This is a genomic window from Aeromonas sp. 2MA4, assembly GCF_029237305.1.
Lineage (GTDB): Bacteria > Pseudomonadota > Gammaproteobacteria > Enterobacterales > Aeromonadaceae > Aeromonas > Aeromonas salmonicida.
In genome coordinates this window covers 12,691-33,258 of sequence record NZ_JAACFY010000011.1, presented here as the reverse complement: position 1 = coordinate 33,258, position 20,568 = coordinate 12,691, and the positions used below count along the sequence as shown (strand labels likewise).

General features: G+C 58.8%; 15 protein-coding genes and 1 pseudogene. 8 read left to right on the top strand and 8 right to left on the bottom strand.

All coding sequences use genetic code 11. The features are described from left to right. Positions 1–16: 16 nt before the first annotated feature. The 4 genes from folA to proX all read left to right on the top strand — a co-directional run bounded on the left by folA (position 17) and on the right by proX (position 4,320). Positions 17–511 (top strand): type 3 dihydrofolate reductase, encoded by a 495-nt coding sequence (gene folA, locus GWQ31_RS12495; RefSeq protein ID WP_058393715.1) that lies wholly within the window; start codon positions 17–19, stop codon positions 509–511. Positions 512–1,004: 493 nt separating this feature from the next. After that, positions 1,005–2,201: a glycine betaine/L-proline ABC transporter ATP-binding protein ProV gene (proV, locus tag GWQ31_RS12490; protein ID WP_111588425.1), complete on the top strand. Its 1,197-nt coding sequence runs from the start codon at positions 1,005–1,007 to the stop codon at positions 2,199–2,201. Beyond that, positions 2,198–3,352, top strand: coding sequence for a glycine betaine/L-proline ABC transporter permease ProW (gene proW, locus GWQ31_RS12485; RefSeq protein ID WP_234576559.1), 1,155 nt, complete (start codon positions 2,198–2,200; stop codon positions 3,350–3,352). Before proV ends, proW begins: the two co-directional genes overlap by 4 nt. Beyond that, positions 3,349–4,320, top strand: a complete 972-nt coding sequence (proX, locus tag GWQ31_RS12480) for a glycine betaine/L-proline ABC transporter substrate-binding protein ProX (protein ID WP_111588427.1) — start codon at positions 3,349–3,351, stop codon at positions 4,318–4,320. Before proW ends, proX begins: the two co-directional genes overlap by 4 nt. Positions 4,321–4,444: 124 nt before the next feature. Here proX and GWQ31_RS12475 read toward each other — a convergent pair whose 3' ends face one another. From GWQ31_RS12475 to GWQ31_RS12465, 3 genes are read right to left on the bottom strand one after another with little or no spacing between them, the layout of a single operon-like run. Next, the gene (locus GWQ31_RS12475) at positions 4,445–5,227 is read right to left on the bottom strand and encodes a phosphoadenylyl-sulfate reductase (RefSeq protein ID WP_059168135.1); all 783 of its coding nucleotides are present in this window, start codon (positions 5,225–5,227) and stop codon (positions 4,445–4,447) included. Continuing rightward, entirely contained in the window at positions 5,217–6,929 is a 1,713-nt protein-coding gene (gene cysI / locus GWQ31_RS12470; RefSeq protein ID WP_275909482.1) for an assimilatory sulfite reductase (NADPH) hemoprotein subunit, read from the bottom strand. Before cysI ends, GWQ31_RS12475 begins: the two co-directional genes overlap by 11 nt. Continuing rightward, positions 6,929–8,719: an assimilatory sulfite reductase (NADPH) flavoprotein subunit gene (locus GWQ31_RS12465; protein WP_275909531.1), complete on the bottom strand. Its 1,791-nt coding sequence runs from the start codon at positions 8,717–8,719 to the stop codon at positions 6,929–6,931. The genes cysI and GWQ31_RS12465 overlap by 1 nt, the downstream gene beginning before the upstream one ends. A gap of 199 nt (positions 8,720–8,918) precedes the next feature. On the opposite strand from GWQ31_RS12465, the pseudogene GWQ31_RS12460 reads away from it, so the two are divergent. Then, positions 8,919–9,510 (top strand): annotated as a pseudogene (locus GWQ31_RS12460) (PhzF family phenazine biosynthesis protein). A 112-nt stretch (positions 9,511–9,622) separates the two neighbouring features. Here the strand turns inward: GWQ31_RS12460 and lysS are convergent. Then, positions 9,623–11,161: a lysine--tRNA ligase gene (lysS, locus tag GWQ31_RS12455; RefSeq protein ID WP_021138091.1), complete on the bottom strand. Its 1,539-nt coding sequence runs from the start codon at positions 11,159–11,161 to the stop codon at positions 9,623–9,625. 22 nt (positions 11,162–11,183) lie between these two features. After that, positions 11,184–12,282, bottom strand: a protein-coding gene (prfB, locus tag GWQ31_RS12450; RefSeq protein WP_096118696.1) for a peptide chain release factor 2 whose coding sequence is annotated in 2 segments (ribosomal slippage) — positions 11,184–12,206 and positions 12,208–12,282 — 1,098 coding nt in all. Because the reading frame shifts where the segments join, the coding sequence is not laid out codon by codon here. 254 nt (positions 12,283–12,536) lie between these two features. On the opposite strand from prfB, the gene GWQ31_RS12445 reads away from it, so the two are divergent. After that, positions 12,537–14,408 (top strand): methyl-accepting chemotaxis protein, encoded by a 1,872-nt coding sequence (locus GWQ31_RS12445; protein ID WP_159167562.1) that lies wholly within the window; start codon positions 12,537–12,539, stop codon positions 14,406–14,408. Between the two features lie 131 nt (positions 14,409–14,539). After that, positions 14,540–15,759, top strand: a protein-coding gene (locus GWQ31_RS12440; protein ID WP_275909481.1) for an IS3 family transposase whose coding sequence is annotated in 2 segments (ribosomal slippage) — positions 14,540–14,888 and positions 14,888–15,759 — 1,221 coding nt in all. Because the reading frame shifts where the segments join, the coding sequence is not laid out codon by codon here. A 62-nt stretch (positions 15,760–15,821) separates the two neighbouring features. Here the strand turns inward: GWQ31_RS12440 and gltS are convergent. Further along, positions 15,822–17,021, bottom strand: coding sequence for a sodium/glutamate symporter (gene gltS, locus GWQ31_RS12435; RefSeq protein ID WP_021138094.1), 1,200 nt, complete (start codon positions 17,019–17,021; stop codon positions 15,822–15,824). 444 nt (positions 17,022–17,465) lie between these two features. On the opposite strand from gltS, the gene ansA reads away from it, so the two are divergent. Next, positions 17,466–18,473: an asparaginase gene (ansA, locus tag GWQ31_RS12430; RefSeq protein WP_113719925.1), complete on the top strand. Its 1,008-nt coding sequence runs from the start codon at positions 17,466–17,468 to the stop codon at positions 18,471–18,473. Between the two features lie 257 nt (positions 18,474–18,730). Here ansA and GWQ31_RS12425 read toward each other — a convergent pair whose 3' ends face one another. Next, entirely contained in the window at positions 18,731–19,024 is a 294-nt protein-coding gene (locus GWQ31_RS12425; RefSeq protein ID WP_275909480.1) for a DUF1315 family protein, read from the bottom strand. A gap of 85 nt (positions 19,025–19,109) precedes the next feature. Then, the gene (locus GWQ31_RS12420; protein ID WP_058393721.1) at positions 19,110–20,543 is read right to left on the bottom strand and encodes a glyceraldehyde-3-phosphate dehydrogenase; all 1,434 of its coding nucleotides are present in this window, start codon (positions 20,541–20,543) and stop codon (positions 19,110–19,112) included. Positions 20,544–20,568: the final 25 nt, after the last annotated feature.

Sequence of the window (20,568 nt, the reverse complement as noted above, 5' to 3'; positions counted from 1 at the left end):
GTGAGAGGCTGACCCCATGAAGATTTCCATGATTGCCGCCATGGCGCACGATCGCGTGATAGGCCTGGATAACCAGATGCCCTGGCACCTGCCGGCGGATCTGGCCCACTTCAAGCGGGTGACCCTGGGCAAGCCTGTGTTGATGGGGCGCAAGACCTTTGAATCCATTGGTCGGCCGCTGCCAGGGCGGCGCAATCTGGTGATCAGCCGCAATCCCGATTACCAGGCCGACGGTGTGGAGGTAGTCGATTCTGTCGAGGCCGCGTTGGCGCTGCTGGCAAGCGCCGGGAATGTGGACGAGCTGATGGTGATCGGCGGTGGTCATCTCTATGGCCAGCTGCTGCCACGGGCCGACAGCCTCTATCTGACCAGAATCGATTTGGCGGTGGCCGGGGATACCCGCTTCCCCGCCTTCGAGGAGGACGAGTGGCATTGCGTTGAGCGCGAACCCCATGAGCCCGACGAGAAGAATCCTCATCCCTACTGCTTCGAAACCTGGCAGCGGCGCTGATAGCTCTGGATCACCGTTGAAAATGAAAGGCCCCCTGTGCTGCACAAGGGGCCTTTTTCCTTGCTGCAACTGGGCAGCCCGAGAGACATCCCATCTATCAGGGCTGCACTTGGCTCTTCCTCCTCTTTCTGTCTCTTTTCTCCCCAATCAAATCATTAGGGTTGTAATGATTTTGCAGGTTTTTCCTGCGAGGGGATCACTGCATCCGAGAATCGCACCATAACAGCCCGACTCCATTGGATTTTGCCCTAACAAGGGCGATTAATATATTAGTTATCTAATCAAAAAAGTATGCTGGTATGGGTCATGCTTGTCGATTTGTGGGTTTTTATTGTCAAAAATAAATGATTAAAATCAATATCTTATGTTTTCATTTTTTTATGTGGACTCTTATGGTTCTTTCGTTTTTGGTGTAAGTTGCTTAGTGTAGTAAGTAATTGGTTAGCGTTCGGCGGGTTAATTATCAAGATGCCGACAATAAAAATAGGACAGTATGACAGTCAAACTCGAAGTCAAATCACTCTATAAAATCTTCGGAGAACAGCCGGAGAAAGTCTTCAAATTGCTGGAGAAAGGGCACGACCGCGCCAGCATTTTGAAAAAGACGGGTCAAACCCTGGGTGTGCATGGGGTGGATCTCGCCATCCACGAGGGAGAAATCTTTGTGGTAATGGGCTTGTCCGGTTCGGGCAAATCTACCCTGGTGCGTCTCTTCAACCGTCTTATCGAGCCGACCCGTGGTCAGGTGTTGATCGACGGTGAGGACATCGCCGCCATCTCGGACAGCGAGCTGCGTCAGGTAAGGCGCAAGAAGATCAGTATGGTGTTCCAATCTTTTGCCCTCATGCCTCATCTGAGCGTGCTGGAAAATGCCGCCTTTGGTCTGGAGCTGGCCGGTGTGCCGCTTCTCGAACGCCAGGAAAGTGCCCGCCAGGCACTCAATCAGGTGGGTCTGGGCCAGTGGGTGGACTCCTTCCCCGATGCCCTCTCCGGTGGCATGAAGCAAAGGGTTGGTCTGGCCCGCGCACTGGCCAATGACCCCGACATACTGTTGATGGATGAGGCTTTCTCCGCGCTGGATCCGCTGATCCGCACCGAGATGCAGGATGAACTGCTCAAGCTGCAGGCCAGCCATCAGCGCACCATCGTCTTTATCTCCCACGATCTGGATGAAGCGATGCGCATCGGTGATCGCATCGCCATCATGCAGGACGGTCAGGTGATCCAGATCGGGACACCCGACGAGATCCTGAGCCAACCGGCCAACGATTATGTGCGTGCCTTCTTTCGCGGCGTGGATCTGGCCAATGTGTTCAGTGCCCGCGATATCGTCAGCCGCAAGCAGATGCCGCTTATCAAGAAGCACACCACGGATGGCCCGGCTAATGCCCTGCGTCAACTCAAGGAGCAGGATCGCGAATTTGGTTATGTGGTGGATCGCAGTCGTCATTTTGTCGGCGTGGTATCCCTCGCGTCTCTTGCGCGCACAGTGGCCAGCAAGGGGAGTCTTGAACAGGCCTTACTGGATGAAGTGACGCCGTTATTAGCGGATACCCCGCTGCATGAGTTGATCAGTCTGGTGGCGGCTGCACCTTGTCAGGTGCCGGTCATTGAGGAGGATGGAACCTATCTGGGTCTTATCTCAAAGGCGAATCTACTCAACACCCTGGACAGGAGTACACCGGCATGAAGCAACTAATTTCTCTCTGTCTGGCGGCCCTGCTGCTGGCAAGCAATCCGGCCTGGGCTGAAGAGGTAACCGCCAATGCTCAGGATAGTGTGGTCAGCAGCGAGGTAACGGATGCAGCAGCAGATCCTTGGGGCAGTACAACCGAGACTGCGGTAGCCAGCAATGACTGGCAGACCGAGATCGTCTCGAAGGCGGAAGAGCCCGCTTTTGACCCTTTGGATCCTTTCCAGCATGCCTGGGTACCACTCGACCGTTGGGTTGAACAGGGTATTGGCGCGTTGGTGAGCAACTTCCGCCCCCTGTTCCAGATCATCCGGGCTCCGGTCGAAGTGACGCTAAATGCGCTGACCAGCGCGCTGCAGAGTATTCCTTCTTCCATCATGGTTGGTCTCTTGACTCTGGTGGCCTGGCAACTGGTCAGTGGGCGAATGGCGTTGGGAACACTGGTCTCGCTGATTGGTATAGGTCTCATTGGTGCCTGGTCTGATGCCATGGTGACCCTGTCGCTGGTACTGACCTCGCTCTTCTTCTGCATTTTGATCGGGCTGCCGGTGGGCATTTTGCTGGCTCGTAGCGAAAAGGCAACAGCCTGGACCCGGCCGCTGCTGGATGCCATGCAAACTACCCCGGCTTTCGTCTACCTCATTCCCATCGTTATGTTGTTCGGTATTGGTAATGTGCCCGGGGTCGTCGTCACCATTATTTTCGCGCTGCCGCCGATGATCAGGTTGACCATTTTGGGTATTCGTCAGGTACCTGAGGACCTTGTTGAAGCAGGTCACTCATTTGGTGCCAGTCCCTCCCAACTGTTGTTCAAGGTGCAACTGCCGCTTGCCATGCCCACCATCATGGCCGGGGTCAATCAGTCGCTGATGCTCTCCCTCTCCATGGTGGTCATTGCGTCCATGATAGCCGTGGGTGGCCTGGGGCAGATGGTATTGCGCGGTATCGGTCGTCTCGACATGGGGATGGCTTCGGTGGGGGGGCTTGGCATAGTCCTGCTTGCCATAGTACTGGATCGTATGACTCAGGCGATGGGTCAGTCCAATTCCGGGCATGTCGGCCGCTGGTATCAGCATGGCCCGATTGCCTTGCTGCTCGCACCGTTCGGGCAGCGCAACAAGACTCACACTAAAGGAGAAAATGTATGAAAACCATCACCAAGGGATTGACGCTGGGTACTCTGTTGCTGAGCACGGCCGCCATGGCCGGCGTGACAGTTCAACCCATCCAGAGCACTGTGCCGGAGGAGGCGTTTCAGACCCTGCTGGTGAGCAAGCTGCTGGGTGAGCTGGGCTATGACGTCAAATCTGCCAAAGAGGCGGATTACAATGTGGGTTATGCCTCGGTCGCCAGCGGCGATGCGACCTTTCTCACGTTCAACTGGAATCCGCTCCACAAAGACAAGTATGAGAAGGCCGGGGATGATGCCAAGTTCTACCGGAAGGGAACTTATGTAACCGGCGCGGCCCAGGGCTATCTCATCGACAAGGTCACTGCCGACAAATACGGCATCACCAACATAGCCCAGTTGAAGGATCCCAAGCTCGCTGCGCTGTTTGACAGTGATGGTGATGGCAAGGCTGACCTGGCTGGTTGCAACCCGGGCTGGGGCTGCGAGATGGTGATCAATCATCAGCTCAAGACTTACGGTCTGGATCAGACTGTGACTCATCAACAGGGGAATTACTCGGCCATCATTGCCGACACCATCACTCGTTACAAGGAACACAAACCGGTGTTTTACTACACCTGGACGCCTTACTGGGTAAGCGGCGAGCTGGTGCCGGGCAAGGATGTGGTATGGCTGGAAGTGCCTTATACCGCTTTGCCAGAGGGGCGTAAGGGTGACACCAAGTTAGCGAATGGCAAAAACTATGGTTTTGAGATGAATACCATGCACATAGTTGCCAACAAGGCGTTCGCCGAGGAAAACCCTGCTGCCGCCAAGCTGTTTGCTGAAATGAAGCTGCCCATCAATGACATCAACGTGCAAAACGGTTTGATGAAGCAGGGGCAGAACAAGCCGGCAGATATTGAGCGTCATGCTAATGCCTGGATCAAGGGACACGAAGCCCTGGTCAACGACTGGTTGACTCAGGCTCGCGCCGCCAAGTAAGCGGATAATCAGGGCGCAAGAAGGTGCCACGCTATCAGGGCGCGCCTTCACGCGCTGAATATCACCCATAAAAGCGCCCAGCAGTTGCCGGGCGCTTTTTTATTGTCAGAACCCTGAAGAGGGATCAGATACCTGAGCCGTCGTGCTCGCCGCTCTCTTCGTGCAGGCCGCACTCGCGCTTGAGGCCGAAGAAGCGGGTCTGCTCCTCGCTCATGCCCGGCTCCCACTTGGTGGTGGTGTGCACGTCGCCGACCGAGAGGTAGCCTTGCTCCCACAGTGGGTGGTAGGGCAGGTCGAACTCCTTGAAGTAGTAGAAGACGTCCTTGTTGCTCCAGTCGATGACAGGCAGGAACTTGAAGCGCCCGCGCTGGATTGCCAGCACTGGCAGCTTGCCACGGCTGCCCGCCTGCTCGCGGCGCAGGCCGGAAAACCAGGTCTGGGCCCCCAGCTCGCTCAGGGCGCGGTCCATGGGCTCCACCTTGTTGAGCTGGTTGTAGCGGGTGATCCCCTCCACCCCCTGCTCCCACAGCAGGCCGAAACGCGCCTCCTGCCAGGCTGGTGACAGTTCTGCCCTGTATATCTTCAGATTGAGCGCCAGCCGTTCGGTCAGCTCATCGATAAAGCGGTAGGTCTCGGGGAAGAGATAGCCGGTATCGGTGAGTACCACGGGTACGTCGTTGCGCTCACTGCTCACCAGGTGCAGCATCAGCGCGGCCTGGATGCCGAAGCTGGATGACAGCACATGTTCCCCCGGCAGGTTCGCCAGCGCCCAGCGCACCCGCTCGGGGGCGCTCATGGTGTCCAGCTCCCGGTTGAGGGGGGCCAGCGCCTCGGTCTGCTCTTCACGGCCGAGGGTCAGCAGGGCTTGCAGGTCAAGACGGCCATTTTCAGTGACATCAAGCGGCATAGAAGTCCCTCGCGGAATCGATAACGGGGGCCACCACACCAGTGCGGATCACGAAGTCACCGAAGCACTCCGCCGCAGTGCGTTCGGCAGCCCAGCGGCCGATCAGTCGATCCAGCTCGGCCAGGATCTGCGGCTCAGTGATGTTCTCCTGATAGAGGCGCGGGATGCGTGTCCCTTCCAGATTGCCACCCAGGTGCAGGTTGTAGCGGCCCGGTGCCTTGCCCACCAGACCCACTTCCGCCAGCATGGCGCGGCCGCAGCCATTGGGGCAGCCGGTGACCCGGAAGATGATGGCGTCATCCGCCAGCCCGTGTTTGGTGAGCAAGCCTTCGATGTCGGTGACAAACGCCGGCAGCATACGCTCGGCCTCGGCCATCGCCAGCGGGCAGGTGGGCAGGGCCACGCAGGCCATGGATTGCTTGCGCTGCTCGCTCACGCCGTCATCCAGCAGGCCGTATTGACGCGCCAGGGCTTCAATGCGCGCCTTCTCGCCAGCAGGGACGCCGGCGATGATGAGGTTCTGGTTGGCGGTCAGGCGGAAATCCCCCTGGTGGATCTTGGCGATTTCCAGCATGCCGGTCTTGAGCGGCTTATTGGGTAAGTCCAGCAAACGGCCATTCTCGATAAAGAGGGTCAGGTGGTGCTTGCCATCGATCCCTTCGACCCAGCCGAAGCGATCGCCACGGCTGGTGAATTCATAGGGGCGACTCTCGGCGAAGGGGATACCTGCGCGGTTCTCCACCTCGGCCTTGAAGGCCTCGACTCCAACACGTTCGAGTGTGTACTTGGTCTTGGCGTTCTTGCGGTTGACCCGGTTGCCCCAGTCACGCTGGGTGCTGACCACGGCGGCCGCCACCTCCAATACGTGGGAGAGGGGAATAAAGCCAAAATCACTCGCCTTGCGCGGGTAGGTGCTGGTGTCGCCGTGAGTCATGGCGAGCCCCCCGCCCACCAGCACGTTGAAGCCCACCAGCTTGCCGCCTTCGGCAATCGCCACGAAGTTGAGATCGTTGGCGTGGATATCCACGTCGTTGTGGGGCGGGATCACCACTGTGGTCTTGAATTTGCGCGGCAGGTAGTTGGAACCCAGGATCGGCTCCTCGTCCCCACCCAGCTTCTCGCCATCCAGCCAGATCTCGACATAGGCTCGGGTCTTGGGCAGCAGGTGCTCGGAGATTTTTGTGGCCCACTCGTAGGCTTCCTGATGCAGCTCGGACTCCACCGGATTGCTGGTGCAGAGCACGTTGCGGTTAACGTCGCCTGCGGTGGCGATGGAATCTATGCCGGTGCTGTTGAGGGTCTGGTGCATCAGCTTGATGTCGCGCTTCAATACTCCGTGGAACTGGAAGGTCTGACGGGTGGTCAGGCGGATGCTGCCATACAGGCTGTGCTCCTCGGCGAACTTGTCGATCACCTGCCATTGGGCCGGGGTGATGATGCCGCCCGGCAGACGGGCGCGCAGCATGACGTTGTGCAGGGGCTCCAGCTTCTGGGCAGTACGCTCCGGGCGTATGTCTCTGTCATCCTGCTGATACATGCCGTGGAAGCGGATCAGCTGGAAGTTGTCGCCGTTGAAGCCGCCGGTGAGCGGGTCTTGCAGATCCTGCTCTATGGTGCCGCGCAGAAAGTTGCTCTCGCGCTTGAGGCGCTCGTTGTCGGCCAGCGGTCCTTCGACCGGTCCCGGAATCACTTGTTTGCTCATCAATAGACATCCCTTTGATAACGTTTGGCACGACGCAATTCGCTCAAATACTCTTCTGCTTCCTCACGGCTCTTGTGACCGTGTTCTGCAATCACATCCAGCAGGGCTTCCTGCACATCTTTCGCCATGTGGTTGGCATCGCCGCACACATAGAAGTGAGCACCTGCTTCCAGCCACTGGTAGAGCTCAAGACCCGCTTCACGCAGTCTGTCCTGCACATAAATCTTGTTGGCCTGATCCCGGCTGAAGGCCAGCGAGATCTTCGACAGCAGGCCCGATTTCACATAGCGCTGCCACTCCAGCTGATAGAGAAAGTCCTGGGTGAAGTGGGGATTGCCGAAGAAGAGCCAGTTCTTGCCCTCGGCCCCTTGAGTCTCGCGCTCCTGCATAAAGGCGCGGAACGGGGCTATGCCGGTGCCCGGTCCCACCATGATGACGGGGGTATCGGGATTGGCCGGCAGGCGGAAGTTGTCGTTGTGCTCCACAAACACCCGTACCTCGGCATCTTCGGCCAGCCTGTCCGCCAGATAGGAGGAGGCGGCGCCACTGCGCACAGTGCCATCTTCTTGCGGGTAGCGCACCACGCCAACGGTGAGATGCACCTCCTCTTCCACTTCGCTCTGGGCGGAGGCGATGGAGTAGAGGCGAGGGGTGAGGGGGCGCAGCAGGCCAGTCAACTGCTCCGGGCTGAGTTCGGTCGGGAAGCGTTTGAGCACATCCACCACCTGGGCACAGGCGACCAGGGCATTGACCTGGGCCTTGTCACCGGCCAGGTCTTTGAGCGCTGCGTTATCCGAGATCTCTGCCAACCCCGTGATAAAGCCGCCGTGCAACCGGGTCAGTTCCAGATTGCGGGTGAGCACCTCGCGCAGGCTGCCGTGGGCGGTGGCTTCGTCACCACTGCGTCCGGCCAGGGCCAGTACTTCCCCCACCAGGTCGGCGTCGTTGTCGAACCAGACCCCGAGGGCATCCCCAGGCTGATAGGTCAGCCCTGACTCTTCGAGGCTGATCTCGATATGGCGGATATCCTTGGTGGAATCGCGGCCGGTGATCTTCTGATTCACCGACAGGCGGGCCGGGAAGGGATTAGCCTTGTCGTACTGACTGTGACCGACAGCCGCTTGTACCGCCCCCGCCACGCTACTGGTGGCAACCCCGGCAGAAAGCGTGGCAGCAATGGCATTGACCGCCTGCTCACCCCAGGCCTTGGCTGCTTCCTGATAGTCCACATCCAGGCTGGCAAGCTCATGAATGCGATCGGCGCCCGCCTTGGTCAGCAGGCTGTCAAAGTCCTGACCTGTCTGGCAGAAAAATTCGTATGAGCTGTCACCCAGCCCCAGCACGGCGAACTTGAGCCCCTCGAGTTTGCCAACCTTGCCCTTCTTGAGCTGCTCGAACAGATCGACCGCGCTCTCCGGTGGTTCACCCTCCCCGTAAGTGCTCACTACCACCAGCAGGTGGGTCTCTTTCTTTAGCTGTTTGGGTTTGTAATCTGCCATGGAGGTGAGGGTCACCGGCAAGCCGCGGGCTTGGGCTTGCGCCTGGATGGCACTGGCCACGCCTTTGGCATTGCCGGTCTGGGATCCGTAGAGAATGGTCAGGCTGCCGCCGGGTGCTGTCACTGCACCCGTTGCCGCCACTGGCTGGCTGGCGGATTGGGAGAGACCGTAGAGATAGCCGCTCACCCAGACCAGTTGTTGGGTATTGAGGGTTGATAATGCCTGGTTCAGCTGACGTTGTTGTTCATCAGAGAGGGGGGCCAGATTGGTCAGGGAGTCCTTCAATTGCATCACACGCGTCTTCCATGGTCTGATTTTTGGTCAGGTTAAGGGGTGTGATGGATAACAACAAAGAATAAAAATGTCTTTTTTATTCTATTAATGCATTAAAACCCCAAGGGATCCTGTCTTGAGCCTGCTCGGGCTGCGCCCTGTTTCATGGTATAAACGGCGAAGAATGAGCCCCGTCGTGACGTCACAGGAAAAACGAATGCCGACTATCAGACTGTTTCATGTCAATGCCTTCAGCCAGCAGCCCTTTGGCGGCAACCCGGCCGTAGTGGTGCTGGGGCCGGCCCAGCCAGATGCGCGACTGCAGGCCATGGCGGCCGAGTTCAACCTGTCGGAGACCGCCTTTCTCACACCGGCAGGGGCGGCGTGCTATCAGCTACGCTGGTTTACCCCTCAGGTCGAGGTGGATCTCTGTGGTCACGGCCAAGTTCCTGCTGGAGCTTGAAAGCGAAGAGGAGGTGAGGGGGCTAGTACCGGATTTTCATGCCCTGCGTGCCCTGCCTGGGCGGGGGCTGATGGTGACGGCCCCGTCCAGCCGTGCGGGCGATGACTTCGTCTCCCGCTATTTCGCTCCCTGGGTCGGGGTGGATGAGGATCCCGTCACCGGTTCCAACCACTGCGCTCTGGTGCCCTTCTGGGCCGAGGGACTGGGCAAGGGAGAGCTGCGGGCTCGCCAGATCTCGGCGCGCTGTGGGGAGCTTAAGCTTGTCCTGCAGGGGGATCGCGTGTTGATGTCGGGTCAGGCGTTGACCCTCTGGCAGGGGGAGTGGCTGCTGCCATCCACCCTGTAAGGTACAAGCGTGTGCCCCTCTATGGTCGCCATAATGTTCGCCATAAAAAACGCCCCGCAGTTGCGGGGCGTTTCGTTGCCATCGAGTCACAGGCCTGGCCTGCACTCTGAGCTTATTTCTGTTGCGGGCGCAGGGCCGGGAACAGGATGACGTCACGGATAGTGTGGCTGTTGGTGAACAGCATCACCAGACGGTCGATACCAATGCCCTGACCGGCAGTGGGCGGCAGGCCGTGTTCCAGCGCGGTCACGAAGTCGGCGTCGTAGAACATGGCTTCGTCGTCACCGGCTTCTTTCTGGTTCACCTGATCCTGGAAGCGCTTGGCCTGGTCTTCCGCATCGTTCAGCTCGGAGAAGCCGTTGGCCAGCTCGCGGCCACCGATGAAGAATTCGAAGCGGTCTGTCACGTCCGGGTTCACGTCGTTGCGGCGCGCCAGCGGAGAAACGGCGGCCGGGTACTCGGTGATAAAGGTGGGTTGCAGCAGCATGTGCTCTACCGTCTCTTCGAAGATGGCGGTGATCACGTGGCCCAGCTCCCAGCCCTTCATCAGCTCGATGTGCAGACGCTTGGCAACCGCCTTGGCGCTCTCCAGGGTAGCCAGATCCGCCGGGGTCACATCCGGGTTGAACTTCAGGATGGAGTCCACCATGGTGAGGCGCTGGAACGGCTGACCGAAATCGATGGTCAGACCCTCTTCGCCCTCTTTGGCGTAACGGATCTTGGTGTCACCCAGAATGTCCTGGGCCAGGGTGCGCAGCAGCTCCTCGGTCAGGTCCATCAGATCGATGTAGTCGGCATAGGCCATGTAGAACTCGATCATGGTGAACTCGGGGTTGTGACGCACCGAGATACCTTCGTTACGGAAGTTGCGGTTGATCTCGTACACGCGCTCGAAACCACCGACCACCAGACGCTTCAGGTAAAGCTCGGGGGCGATACGCAGGTACATGTCGATGTCCAGCGCATTGTGGTGAGTGACGAACGGACGCGCGGAGGCACCACCCGGGATGACCTGCATCATGGGGGTTTCCACTTCCATGAAGCGCTTGTCGTTGAAGAACTTGCGGATGCCGGCAACCACTTTGGTGCGGATCATGAAGGTCTTGCGGGACTCTTCGTTGGCGATCAGATCCAGGTAACGCTGGCGGCAGCGTGCTTCCTGGTCGGTCAGGCCCTTGTGCTTCTCGGGCAGCGGACGCAGTGCCTTGGTCAGCAGGCGGATGGTGGAGACGTGTACCGAGAGTTCGCCTGTGTTGGTACGGAACAGGGTCCCTTCCACGCCGACTATGTCACCCAGATCCCACTTCTTGAACTGCTCGTTGTAGAAGCCTTCCGGCAGATCGTCACGGGTCACGTAGATCTGGATCTTGCCAGCCATGTCCTGCAGGGTGGCGAAAGACGCCTTGCCCATGATCCGGCGGGTCATGATGCGACCGGCAATCTTCACCTGTTTACCCAAGGCCACCAGCTCTTCGGCGCTCTTGTCGCCAAATTCGGCATGCAGATCGCCAGAGAGGCTGTCACGACGGAAGTCGTTGGGGAAGGGGTTGCCCTGGGCGCGCAAGGCGGCCAGCTTGGAACGACGCTCCGTCATCTCGTTGTTCAGTTCGAGAGTGTGGTCGACTTCCGGAGTTGTGGTTTGTTCAGACATGGTGATTCCTGCTGTTCTGTTTTTACAGGCCTGATTTCAGGCTAGCTTCGATAAACTTGTCCAGGTCGCCGTCGAGTACCGCTTGGGTATTGCGGGTTTCGACGCCAGTGCGCAGATCCTTGATGCGTGCATCATCCAGCACATAGGAACGGATCTGGCTGCCCCAGCCGATATCGGACTTGGTCTCTTCGAGGGCTTGCTTCTCAGCGTTCTGCTTCTGAATTTCCAGCTCGTAGAGCTTGGCTTTCAGCTGCTTCATACACTGATCTTTGTTTTTGTGCTGGGAACGATCGTTCTGGCACTGTACCACGACACCGGTCGGGATGTGGGTGATACGTACCGCGGACTCGGTCCGGTTGACGTGCTGACCACCGGCGCCGGAAGCGCGGTAGACGTCGATCCGCAGGTCGGCCGGGTTGATCTCGATGTCGATGTCATCATCGATCTCGGGATAGACGAATACGGAACAGAATGAGGTGTGGCGACGGCCACCCGAGTCGAACGGTGACTTGCGAACCAGACGGTGGACGCCGGTTTCGGTACGCAACCAGCCGAAGGCATACTCGCCGGTGAACTTGACGGTGGCGGACTTGATGCCGGCCACGTCGCCGTCAGAGAGCTCGATAAGTTCCGGCTTGTAACCGTGGGCATCGCCCCAGCGCAGGTACATGCGCAGCACCATGTTGGCCCAATCCTGGGCTTCGGTACCACCTGAGCCGGACTGGATGTCGATGTAGCAATCGGAGCCGTCGTGCTGACCGGAGAACATGCGACGGAATTCCAGATCCACCAGCTTGGTTTCAAGTACATCGGCTTCGGCCACGGCTTCGTTGAAGGTATCTTCGTCTTCCCCTTCCACCGCCAGGCTCACCAGCATCTCGACGTCTTCGGCACCCTGGGTCAGGGTGTCAATGGTGCCGACCACGTTCTCCAGGGAGACGCGCTCCTTGCCCAGCGCCTGTGCGCGCTCGGGCTCATTCCATACGTCCGGCTGTTCCAGCTCGGCGTTGACCTCTTCTAGACGCTCTTTCTTGGCGTCATAGTCAAAGGTACCCCCTAAGAAGCTCTGTCCTCTCAGACAGCTCCTTAAGTTTGTTTAATACAGGATTGACTTCAAACATCGTGAAAACTCTCGGGGTCGATGTGATTTAAAAACGGGATATTCTAGCCAATTGTGGAAGGAATAAACAGGGTCGCCTCTTCTTGTGCGCATCCGGTAGTCAATTTCTGGTGCAGTTTTCCCCAACTCGGTGGAAAATATCGTCCGCAGACTCATTTGCAGGTTCAGTTTTCGCCTGCCGGGTCGCTAATAACTACGCAGTGCTGTGCACTCTTTTGGGAAATCCGGTTCCTGACCTCATAAGAAGAAATCATGATGAAAAACCTATCACTCAAGCAGAAGATACTCTTGTCGGTGGTGATCGCCTTGTCATTGGTGATCCTGCTGCTCTCCTGGCAGAGCTATACCAGCCAGAAGTCCCTGTTGCTGCAAGGCAGTCAGGAACAGGTGCAACGATTGGGCAGCCAGCAGGCAGCCAGCGTCAGTGACTGGCTCTCTGCCCGTCGCGACGTGATCCAGGCCCTTGGTAACAAGGCCAGTGCAGACCCCCTCAATGCCCTGCAACAGGCGCAAGTGTCGGGTCGCTTCCAGCTCACCTACTTCGGTGAGGGCAATGGCAAGATGAACGACTCGGATCCTTCCATCAACCGTAGCGGTTATGATCCGCGCTCCCGTGGCTGGTATCAGGAAGCCATGAGCAAGGGCGGCCTCATTGTGACCAAGCCCTATCTGGACGTCGCCTACAACATCATGGTGGTGACGCTGGCCCAACCCGCTCAGGGCGGCGTGGTCGGTGGTGACCTCTCCATCGCATCCCTGGTAGAAGACATCACCAAGATGAAGCTGCCCGCCGACGGTTTTGCCATCATGATGCACAAGGATGGTACCGTCATCGCGTACAAGGACGCGGCCAAGGCGATGAAGCCGGCCACCGAGATCGACAACGATCTGACCAATGCCCTCATCGATCAGAGCAAGGCTGGCAATACCCTGATCCCTGCCTACTTTGACAGCGAAGGCCGTGACAAGCTGCTGATGGCAGTAGACATCCCGGATACCGACTGGGAATTGGTGCTGGTGCTGGACAAGGCTACCCTGGAGGCGCCGCTCTCCTCCTTGCTGATGACCCAGCTTGGTCTGGCCCTGCTGGTGCTGGTGGGCAGCATTCTCGCCATCTCCTGGCTGGTCAGCCTGTTGCTCGGCCCGCTCACCAAAGTCTCCCAGGCCCTGGCCCGCATCGCCGACGGTAACGGTGATTTGACCCAGCGCATCAAGATCGACGCCAACGACGAAGTGGGCCAGCTGGCCAACAGCTTCAACCGTTTCGTCGGCAGTCAGCATCAGCTGATCGCCAACATCCGCAAGCTGGCCAACGAGCTGAACGCCGATGCCGAGCGCAGTCTGGTGACCAACCAGGCCTCGGTGGACGAGCTGCAGCGCCAGCAACAGGAAGTGACCATGGTTGCCACTGCCGTCACCGAGATGGCGAGCGCCACCATGGAGATCGCCGGCAACGCCGAGAACACGGCCGCTGCTGCCCAGCAATCCGCCCAGAGCAGTGAACAGGGCAAGATGCTGGTGAACCAGACCCGCCAGTCCATCAACGGTCTGGCCGAAGAGGTGGGGCAGGCGACCGCAGTGATCGGCGAGTTGAGCCGTCACGCCCAGGCCATTTCCGGCATCCTCTCCACCATTCAGGGCATTGCCGAGCAGACCAACCTGCTGGCGTTGAACGCGGCCATCGAAGCGGCTCGTGCCGGTGAACAGGGTCGTGGTTTCGCCGTGGTGGCGGACGAAGTAAGGGTGCTGTCCCGTCGTACCCAGGATTCCACCCAGGAGATCCAGTCCACTATCGAGACGCTGCAACAGACCACTGCCCGTGCGGTCAGCCTGATGCAGACCAGCCAGGGCCTGGCCGACAACAGCGTGAAAGACGCCGATGCCGCCGCTGCCGCGCTGGAAGAGATCACCCAGGCCGTCTCGCTTATCTCCGACATGGCGGGTCAGATCGCCACCGCCGCCGAGGAGCAGACCCAGGTGACTGGCGAGATCACCCAGAACACCACCGCCATCAAGGATGTGAGTGACGAGATCACTGCCGCCGCCATGCGCGATCTGGATCAGGCCCATCGCCTCAAGGGTCGTGCTACCGACCTGAACCAGCAGGTGTCGACCTTTATCCTGTAAGACTCAGGGTTGCAGCCTGTCCGGACTGAAATGAAAAAGCCCCGCACTCGGCCGAGTGCGGGGCTTTTATTTTGTGGTTGTCCCGTCCTGAATATGGTTTACACCTTTCCCCCACATAAACGGAGAGCCCGATGGGACAAGGTGTGAAACGGACACAGCGTGATTACTCGCTGACTTTTAAACTGGCGCTGGTCGAGCAGATTGAAAAAGGCGAGCTCACCTACAAACAGGCTCAGGCGCGTTATGGCGTTCAGGGCCGCTCCACCGTTCTGGTATGGTTGCGTAAACATGGTCGGCAAGATTGGAGCCAGGGGGCTTCTGTGCGCGCCGGCAGGAGCATCACCATGCCTGACCCCGACAACCAGACGCCCGAACAGCGTATCAAAGAGCTCGAGCAGCAGTTGGCGCTGATGAGCCAGAAGGCCCAGTTCTTTGAGGCCGTCGTCGATGTACTGAAGCATGACTACGGTGTCTCCATCGTAAAAAAGCGACCCGGCAAGTCCTCTCGCAGCGGCAAGTCGAGAGGCTGACCATCGTCAGGGCTTGCCTGTTTCTGGGAATAAGCCGTCAGGCTTACTACAAGCGCAATCGGGTTGCCGACGTGCGCCATGCTCAGGGGCTGCAGGTGGTGCGCTTCGTGCGTCAGGTACGGCTGCGACAACCGCGGGTCGGCACCCGCAAGCTGCATTATCTGCTCCAGGGTCAGGATGATGTGTGGCTCAAGGTCGGGCGGGACAGGCTGTTTCGGATATTGGCCGAGCACCGCCTGCTGGTGCCGCCCAGGCGGGCGTATCACAAGACCACCCACAGTTTTCACCGTTTCTACCGTCATCCCAACTTGCTCAAGGCGGGGCCGGAGCAGATCACACCGGTGGCCCCGGAGCAAGTCTGGGTCGCCGACATCACCTATCTGCCAGCCAGGAGTGGGCCGCTGTACCTGAGCCTGGTGACGGATGCTTACTCACGCAAGATAGTGGGCCATCACGTGCACGAAGGGATGCACGCAGAGTCGGTGGCGATGGCGTTCAAGAAAGCACTGAAGCAACGGCGTGGCGGCGAGGGGCTTATCCATCACTCGGACCGCGGCGTGCAGTATTGCTCGGGCTTGTATCAGTCATTGCATGAACGGTACGGGGTGAGATGTTCGATGACCGATGGGTATGACTGCTACCAGAATGCGTTGGCGGAGCGGGTGAACGGGATTTTGAAAGGAGAGTTGTTGTTGCAAAGCCCACAGGACCTGGCGCAAGCGCGGGAGATGGTGCGTGAGGCGGTGGATATCTACAACGTGGAGCGACCGCATCATGCGTTGAAATACAGAACCCCCGATGCAGTACATCGGGGGTTCTGAGTGGAGAAATGCTAGCCGAAAATGTGTAAACCTATTTCAGGACTAGACAGGTTGTGGCGTGCTTACAGGAAAGGCATGGCCATAAACAACTTGATCACCATGGCGTTGATGATGTCGATGAAGAAGGCACCCACCATGGGCACCACCAGAAACGCCAGGTGGGACGGGCCGAAGCGCTGGGTAATGGCCTGCATGTTGGCAATGGCGGTCGGGGTGGCCCCCAGGCCGAAGCCGCAGTGGCCTGCCGCCAGCACGGCCGCGTCATAGTTGCTGCCCATGACCCTGAAGGTGACGAAGATGGCGTAGAGTGCCATCGCCAGCGTCTGGGCGACCAGCAAAATGAAGATGGGCAGAGCCAGACTCGCCAGATCCCACAGCTTCAGGCTCATCAGCGCCATGGCCAGGAACAGCGACAGGCTGACGTTGCCGAGCAAAGAGACTTCCCGATCGCTCACTTCGTGCCAGTTCAGCAGGGTCAGCAGGTTGCGCAGCAGCACGCCGACAAACAGCACGCAGACGAAGACCGGCAGCTCGAAGGCGCCGCCCTTGAGGTAGGCGGAGAGCATTTCGCCCCCTTTCAGGCTGATGGCGATCAGTGCCAGGGTCTCGATCAGGCTGAAGGTGGTGAGCGGGCGTTCCATGTCGGGCATCTCGAAGCCCCGTGGTGCATCGTCCTTGTTGTGCTCCTCGCCGGGCACCTGCACTTTTTTCACCAGATAGCGTGCTACCGGGCCACCGATCAGGCCCCCCAGTACCAGGCCGAAGGTGGCACAGGCGATGGCAAGCTCGGCGGCGGATTGCACCCCGTACTTCTCGGAGAAGGTGGCGCTCCAGGCCGCACCGGTACCGTGGCCGCCGGAGAGGGTAATGGAACCGGCCAGCAGTCCCATGTGCGGGTCCAGACCGAGCAGGGTCGCCAGACCCACCCCCAGGCTGTTTTGCACCAGCAGCAGGCCGGTCACCACCATCAGGAAGGTGATCACCGCCTTGCCGCCGCGCTTGAGGCTGGCAAGATCGGCGGAGAGACCGATGGAGGCGAAGAAGGCCAGCATCAGCGGAGTTTGCAGGCTGGTATCAAATTGCAGTTCCACCTGCAGGGTGGAGCGCAGCAACAACAACACCAGGGCGACCACCAGGCCGCCGGCAACCGGTTTGGGGATGTTGAAGGTGCGCAGCAACCCGACGCGGGTCACCAGCACACGGCCGAACAGCAACACCAGAGTGGCTGCGACCAGGGTGGCGTAGGAATCAAGTTGTAACATTCAGTACTCCCATGTTGATTGGCTGTGTCTTTCGCTGATGAAGACTCAGAGATTCAGCCGGGATAAAAATCAGGGTGGCTCAGGTGCCAACAAAGAAGGGGCTGCAAGCCCCGGTCCCATGCAGAAATGGGATCGATGCGGGCCTGAATTGATCAGGCATCCAGATGAGATTTACGAAAAATCCGCCGGATAGTAGCAAAAAACACCACTTAAATCCATATTTGTCATATAAGTAGCCTTGGTGTGTGTTTGTTGCAACATTTAACACTGTTGGGATGGGCGTCATATTATGGGCGGGATCTGCTATTTCGCGGCTGTCATTTGGGGCGCCAGTCTCTATAATTCGCCGGTTTCCAGCCCACAAGAGGAAACCGGTCAGGTGTGACGTCGTCGGTTTATTCCTTTATTAATTTGCCAGTTTCCGGTCCATCAAGAGGAGAGGGTGTGAAGAAGTCCATCTACATTGCCTACACAGGCGGTACCATAGGGATGCAGCGTTCCGACCACGGTTATGTGCCGATGGCGGGCTTTATGGAAGACTGTCTGGCGCGGATGCCCGAGTTTCATCGACCCGAGATGCCGGATTACCATATCCACGAATATGACCCCCTTATCGACTCCTCCGACATGACGCCTGCGGACTGGCAGCGGATCGCTGAGGATATTAAAGACAATTATGAGAAATACGACGGTTTCGTGATCCTGCACGGCACAGACACTATGTCGTTCACCGCCTCGGCGCTCTCCTTCATGCTCGAAGATCTGCACAAGCCGGTCATCATCACCGGCTCCCAGATCCCGCTCGCCGAGCTGCGCTCCGATGGTCAGCAGAACCTGCTCAATGCCCTCTATATCGCTGCCAACTACCCGATCCACGAGGTGACGCTGTTTTTCAACAACCAGCTCTATCGTGGCAACCGCAGCAAGAAGGTGCACGCTGATGGCTTCCACGCCTTCGACTCCCCCAACTATCCGCCACTGCTCAATGCCGGTATCGCCATCTCGCTGGAAGCGGGTGAGCTGGGGGAGCCGTCCGATCGTCCGCTGGTGCTGCACGACATTACCCCGCAGCCCATCGGCGTGGTGACCCTTTATCCGGGCATCTCCAGCGAGGTGATCGCCAACATATTGCAGCAGCCGGTGAAGGCGCTGATCCTGCTCTCGTTTGGCGTGGGCAATGCGCCGCAGAATCCGGCCATGCTGGCGCTGCTCTCCGAGGCATCTGCCCGCGGCGTCATCATAGTCAACTTGAGTCAGTGCCTGCACGGCAAGGTCAACATGGGGGGCTATGCCACCGGCAATGCGCTCTCCCGTGCCGGGGTTATCTCGGGGTTTGACATGACTGCCGAGGCGGCGCTCACCAAGCTGCACTTCCTGCTGAGCCTAGACTTGCCTGCACCCCGCATCCGCGAGCTGATGCAACAGTCCCTGCGCGGCGAGCTGACGCCCTGAGAAACTGTCTACGATCTTGCTGCGAAGCCGTGATCAAGGCTCATGTGCTGCTCGCTTGTTTGTGAACAAGAGGGCTCATGTATGCCTATACACTCCGGTTCCTGCGCTGCTCTTCACCTTGCTGACGCCTTCTCGCGACAGGTCGTGAACAGCTTCTGGCCTCCTCATCATGAGGGGGGAGAGGAAAAAAGAGGGGAGCCACTATGGCTCCCCTCTTTGCTATGTCATGCGAACAGGCTCGCGACTGGCGGCAAGGCTCAGTGACTGATCTCGATCCGCACTATCTCTTCCTCGTCACGATACTGACGCTTGAGCTCGCTCTTGCTCTTCATCACTATCTCGCCGTCCCGGCCTATGTTCATGTGCTCGGGATTGTCGAGGTGCATCGCCTGCCAGGCCATCACGGCCTGCAGGGAGGTGGCCTTCTGCTCGTCGCTCAGGGGGTTGCCATCGGGCCATTTGCCCAGCTCGACCGCTGTCTTGAGCCGCTCGTACACTTCTTTGGGCATCTGTCTGATGGCCTGTTGAAACTCACCCTGTTGAAACGACATCCGGCTTCTCCTTGAAAATTGAGCCATGAACCCAGGTTCTTAGACGGGCAGATCCTGGCGGGCTATGCAGGTAGACCCTATCGGTCTATGCAGGCAGATCCTGGCGGACTACGCCAGCCATCTGCTCCATCACCCGCACTACCTGACAACTGTACCCGAACTCGTTGTCATACCATACGTAGAGGACGCAGTGATCCCCCTCGGCGATGGTGGCCTGGGAATCCACTATGCCTGCGAAGCGTGAACCCACCATGTCGGAGGAGACCAGCTCTGTACTGGCGCTAAAATCGATCTGGCGATGCAGGGCCGAGCTTAGCGCCATCTGCTGCAGATAGGCATTGAGGCTCTCTCTGTCTGTGCTTTGCTCCAGGGAGAGGTTGATGATGGCCAGCGACACGTTGGGGGTTGGCACTCGAATGGCGTTGCCGGTCAGCTTGCCTTTGAGCTCCGGCAGTGCCTTGGCCACCGCCTTGGCTGCCCCCGTGCTGGTCATTACCATGTTGAGGGCTGCGCTGCGACCGCGGCGCTCGCCCTTGTGATAGTTGTCTATCAGGTTCTGATCGTTGGTGTAGGAGTGGACCGTCTCCACGTGGCCGTGGCGGATGCCGTACTTGTCCTGCATCACCTTGAGCACAGGTGTGATGGCGTTGGTGGTACAAGAGGCGGCAGAGATGATCTTGTCATCCGGCCCGATCACTTCATGGTTGACCCCGAATACCACGTTCTTCATGTCGCCCTTGCCCGGTGCCGTCAGTAGCACACGGGCGGCACCGCGCGCCTTCAAGTGTTCGCTCAAACCGGCTTCGTCGCGCCAGACACCCGTGTTGTCGACGATGAGTGCATTGTGAATGTCGTATGCCGTGTAGTCGATGTCGCTCGGGCTGTTGGCGTAGATCACCTGAATGAAGGTGCCGTTGGCGATGATGGCACTGCGATCACTGTCCACCTCGATGGAACCGTTGAAGGGGCCATGTACCGAGTCACGGCGCAGCAGACTGGCGCGTTTCTCCAGATCTCCCTCACGGCCACCACGCACCACTATGGCTCGCAGACGCAGTGAGTTGGCGGCGCCGGTACGCTCTATGAGCAGGCGGGCCAGCAGGCGGCCGATACGACCAAAACCGTAGAGCACCACGTCCGTCGGTTGCGGGATGTCACACCGCCCCAGTGCTGGGGCCAACTTGGCACGCAGGTAATCGTCAATGCCTGCTTCGTCCTGGTGATCCTGCCAGTAGCCGACGGCCAGCTTGCCAAGATCGATCTCGGCGGCGGTGGGGTTCAAGGCCAGGATGGCCTGGAGCAGGGGGAAGCTTTGCTGGATCGGAAGCGGGGTGCCTTGATGACGGCGGACGACCCTGTGGGCTTTGAGGATGTCGATGGTGGAGGCGTTTTGCAGCGGGCGGCCGTAGAGGGTGATCTCGATCCCTTGTTGTCGGTAGAGGCGACCTATCAAGGGTTGCATGGCTTCGGCGAGCTCCTGGCTCTCCTGCCACGCCTGCAAGTAGTGCTCGTGGGTCATTAACCAGATCCTTTATTTCACGTTG

Excerpts from the sequence above, each read along its gene's own strand:
- folA (WP_058393715.1), top strand. The coding sequence starts at position 17 with ATGAAGATTTCCATGATTGCCGCCATGGCGCACGATCGCGTGATAGGC.
- proV (WP_111588425.1), top strand. The coding sequence starts at position 1,005 with ATGACAGTCAAACTCGAAGTCAAATCACTCTATAAAATCTTCGGAGAA.
- proW (WP_234576559.1), top strand. The coding sequence starts at position 2,198 with ATGAAGCAACTAATTTCTCTCTGTCTGGCGGCCCTGCTGCTGGCAAGC.
- proX (WP_111588427.1), top strand. The coding sequence starts at position 3,349 with ATGAAAACCATCACCAAGGGATTGACGCTGGGTACTCTGTTGCTGAGC.
- GWQ31_RS12475 (WP_059168135.1), bottom strand. The coding sequence starts at position 5,227 with ATGCCGCTTGATGTCACTGAAAATGGCCGTCTTGACCTGCAAGCCCTG.
- cysI (WP_275909482.1), bottom strand. The coding sequence starts at position 6,929 with ATGAGCAAACAAGTGATTCCGGGACCGGTCGAAGGACCGCTGGCCGAC.
- GWQ31_RS12465 (WP_275909531.1), bottom strand. The coding sequence starts at position 8,719 with ATGCAATTGAAGGACTCCCTGACCAATCTGGCCCCCCTCTCTGATGAA.
- lysS (WP_021138091.1), bottom strand. The coding sequence starts at position 11,161 with ATGTCTGAACAAACCACAACTCCGGAAGTCGACCACACTCTCGAACTG.
- GWQ31_RS12445 (WP_159167562.1), top strand. The coding sequence starts at position 12,537 with ATGAAAAACCTATCACTCAAGCAGAAGATACTCTTGTCGGTGGTGATC.
- gltS (WP_021138094.1), bottom strand. The coding sequence starts at position 17,021 with ATGTTACAACTTGATTCCTACGCCACCCTGGTCGCAGCCACTCTGGTG.
- GWQ31_RS12425 (WP_275909480.1), bottom strand. The coding sequence starts at position 19,024 with ATGTCGTTTCAACAGGGTGAGTTTCAACAGGCCATCAGACAGATGCCC.
- GWQ31_RS12420 (WP_058393721.1), bottom strand. The coding sequence starts at position 20,543 with ATGACCCACGAGCACTACTTGCAGGCGTGGCAGGAGAGCCAGGAGCTC.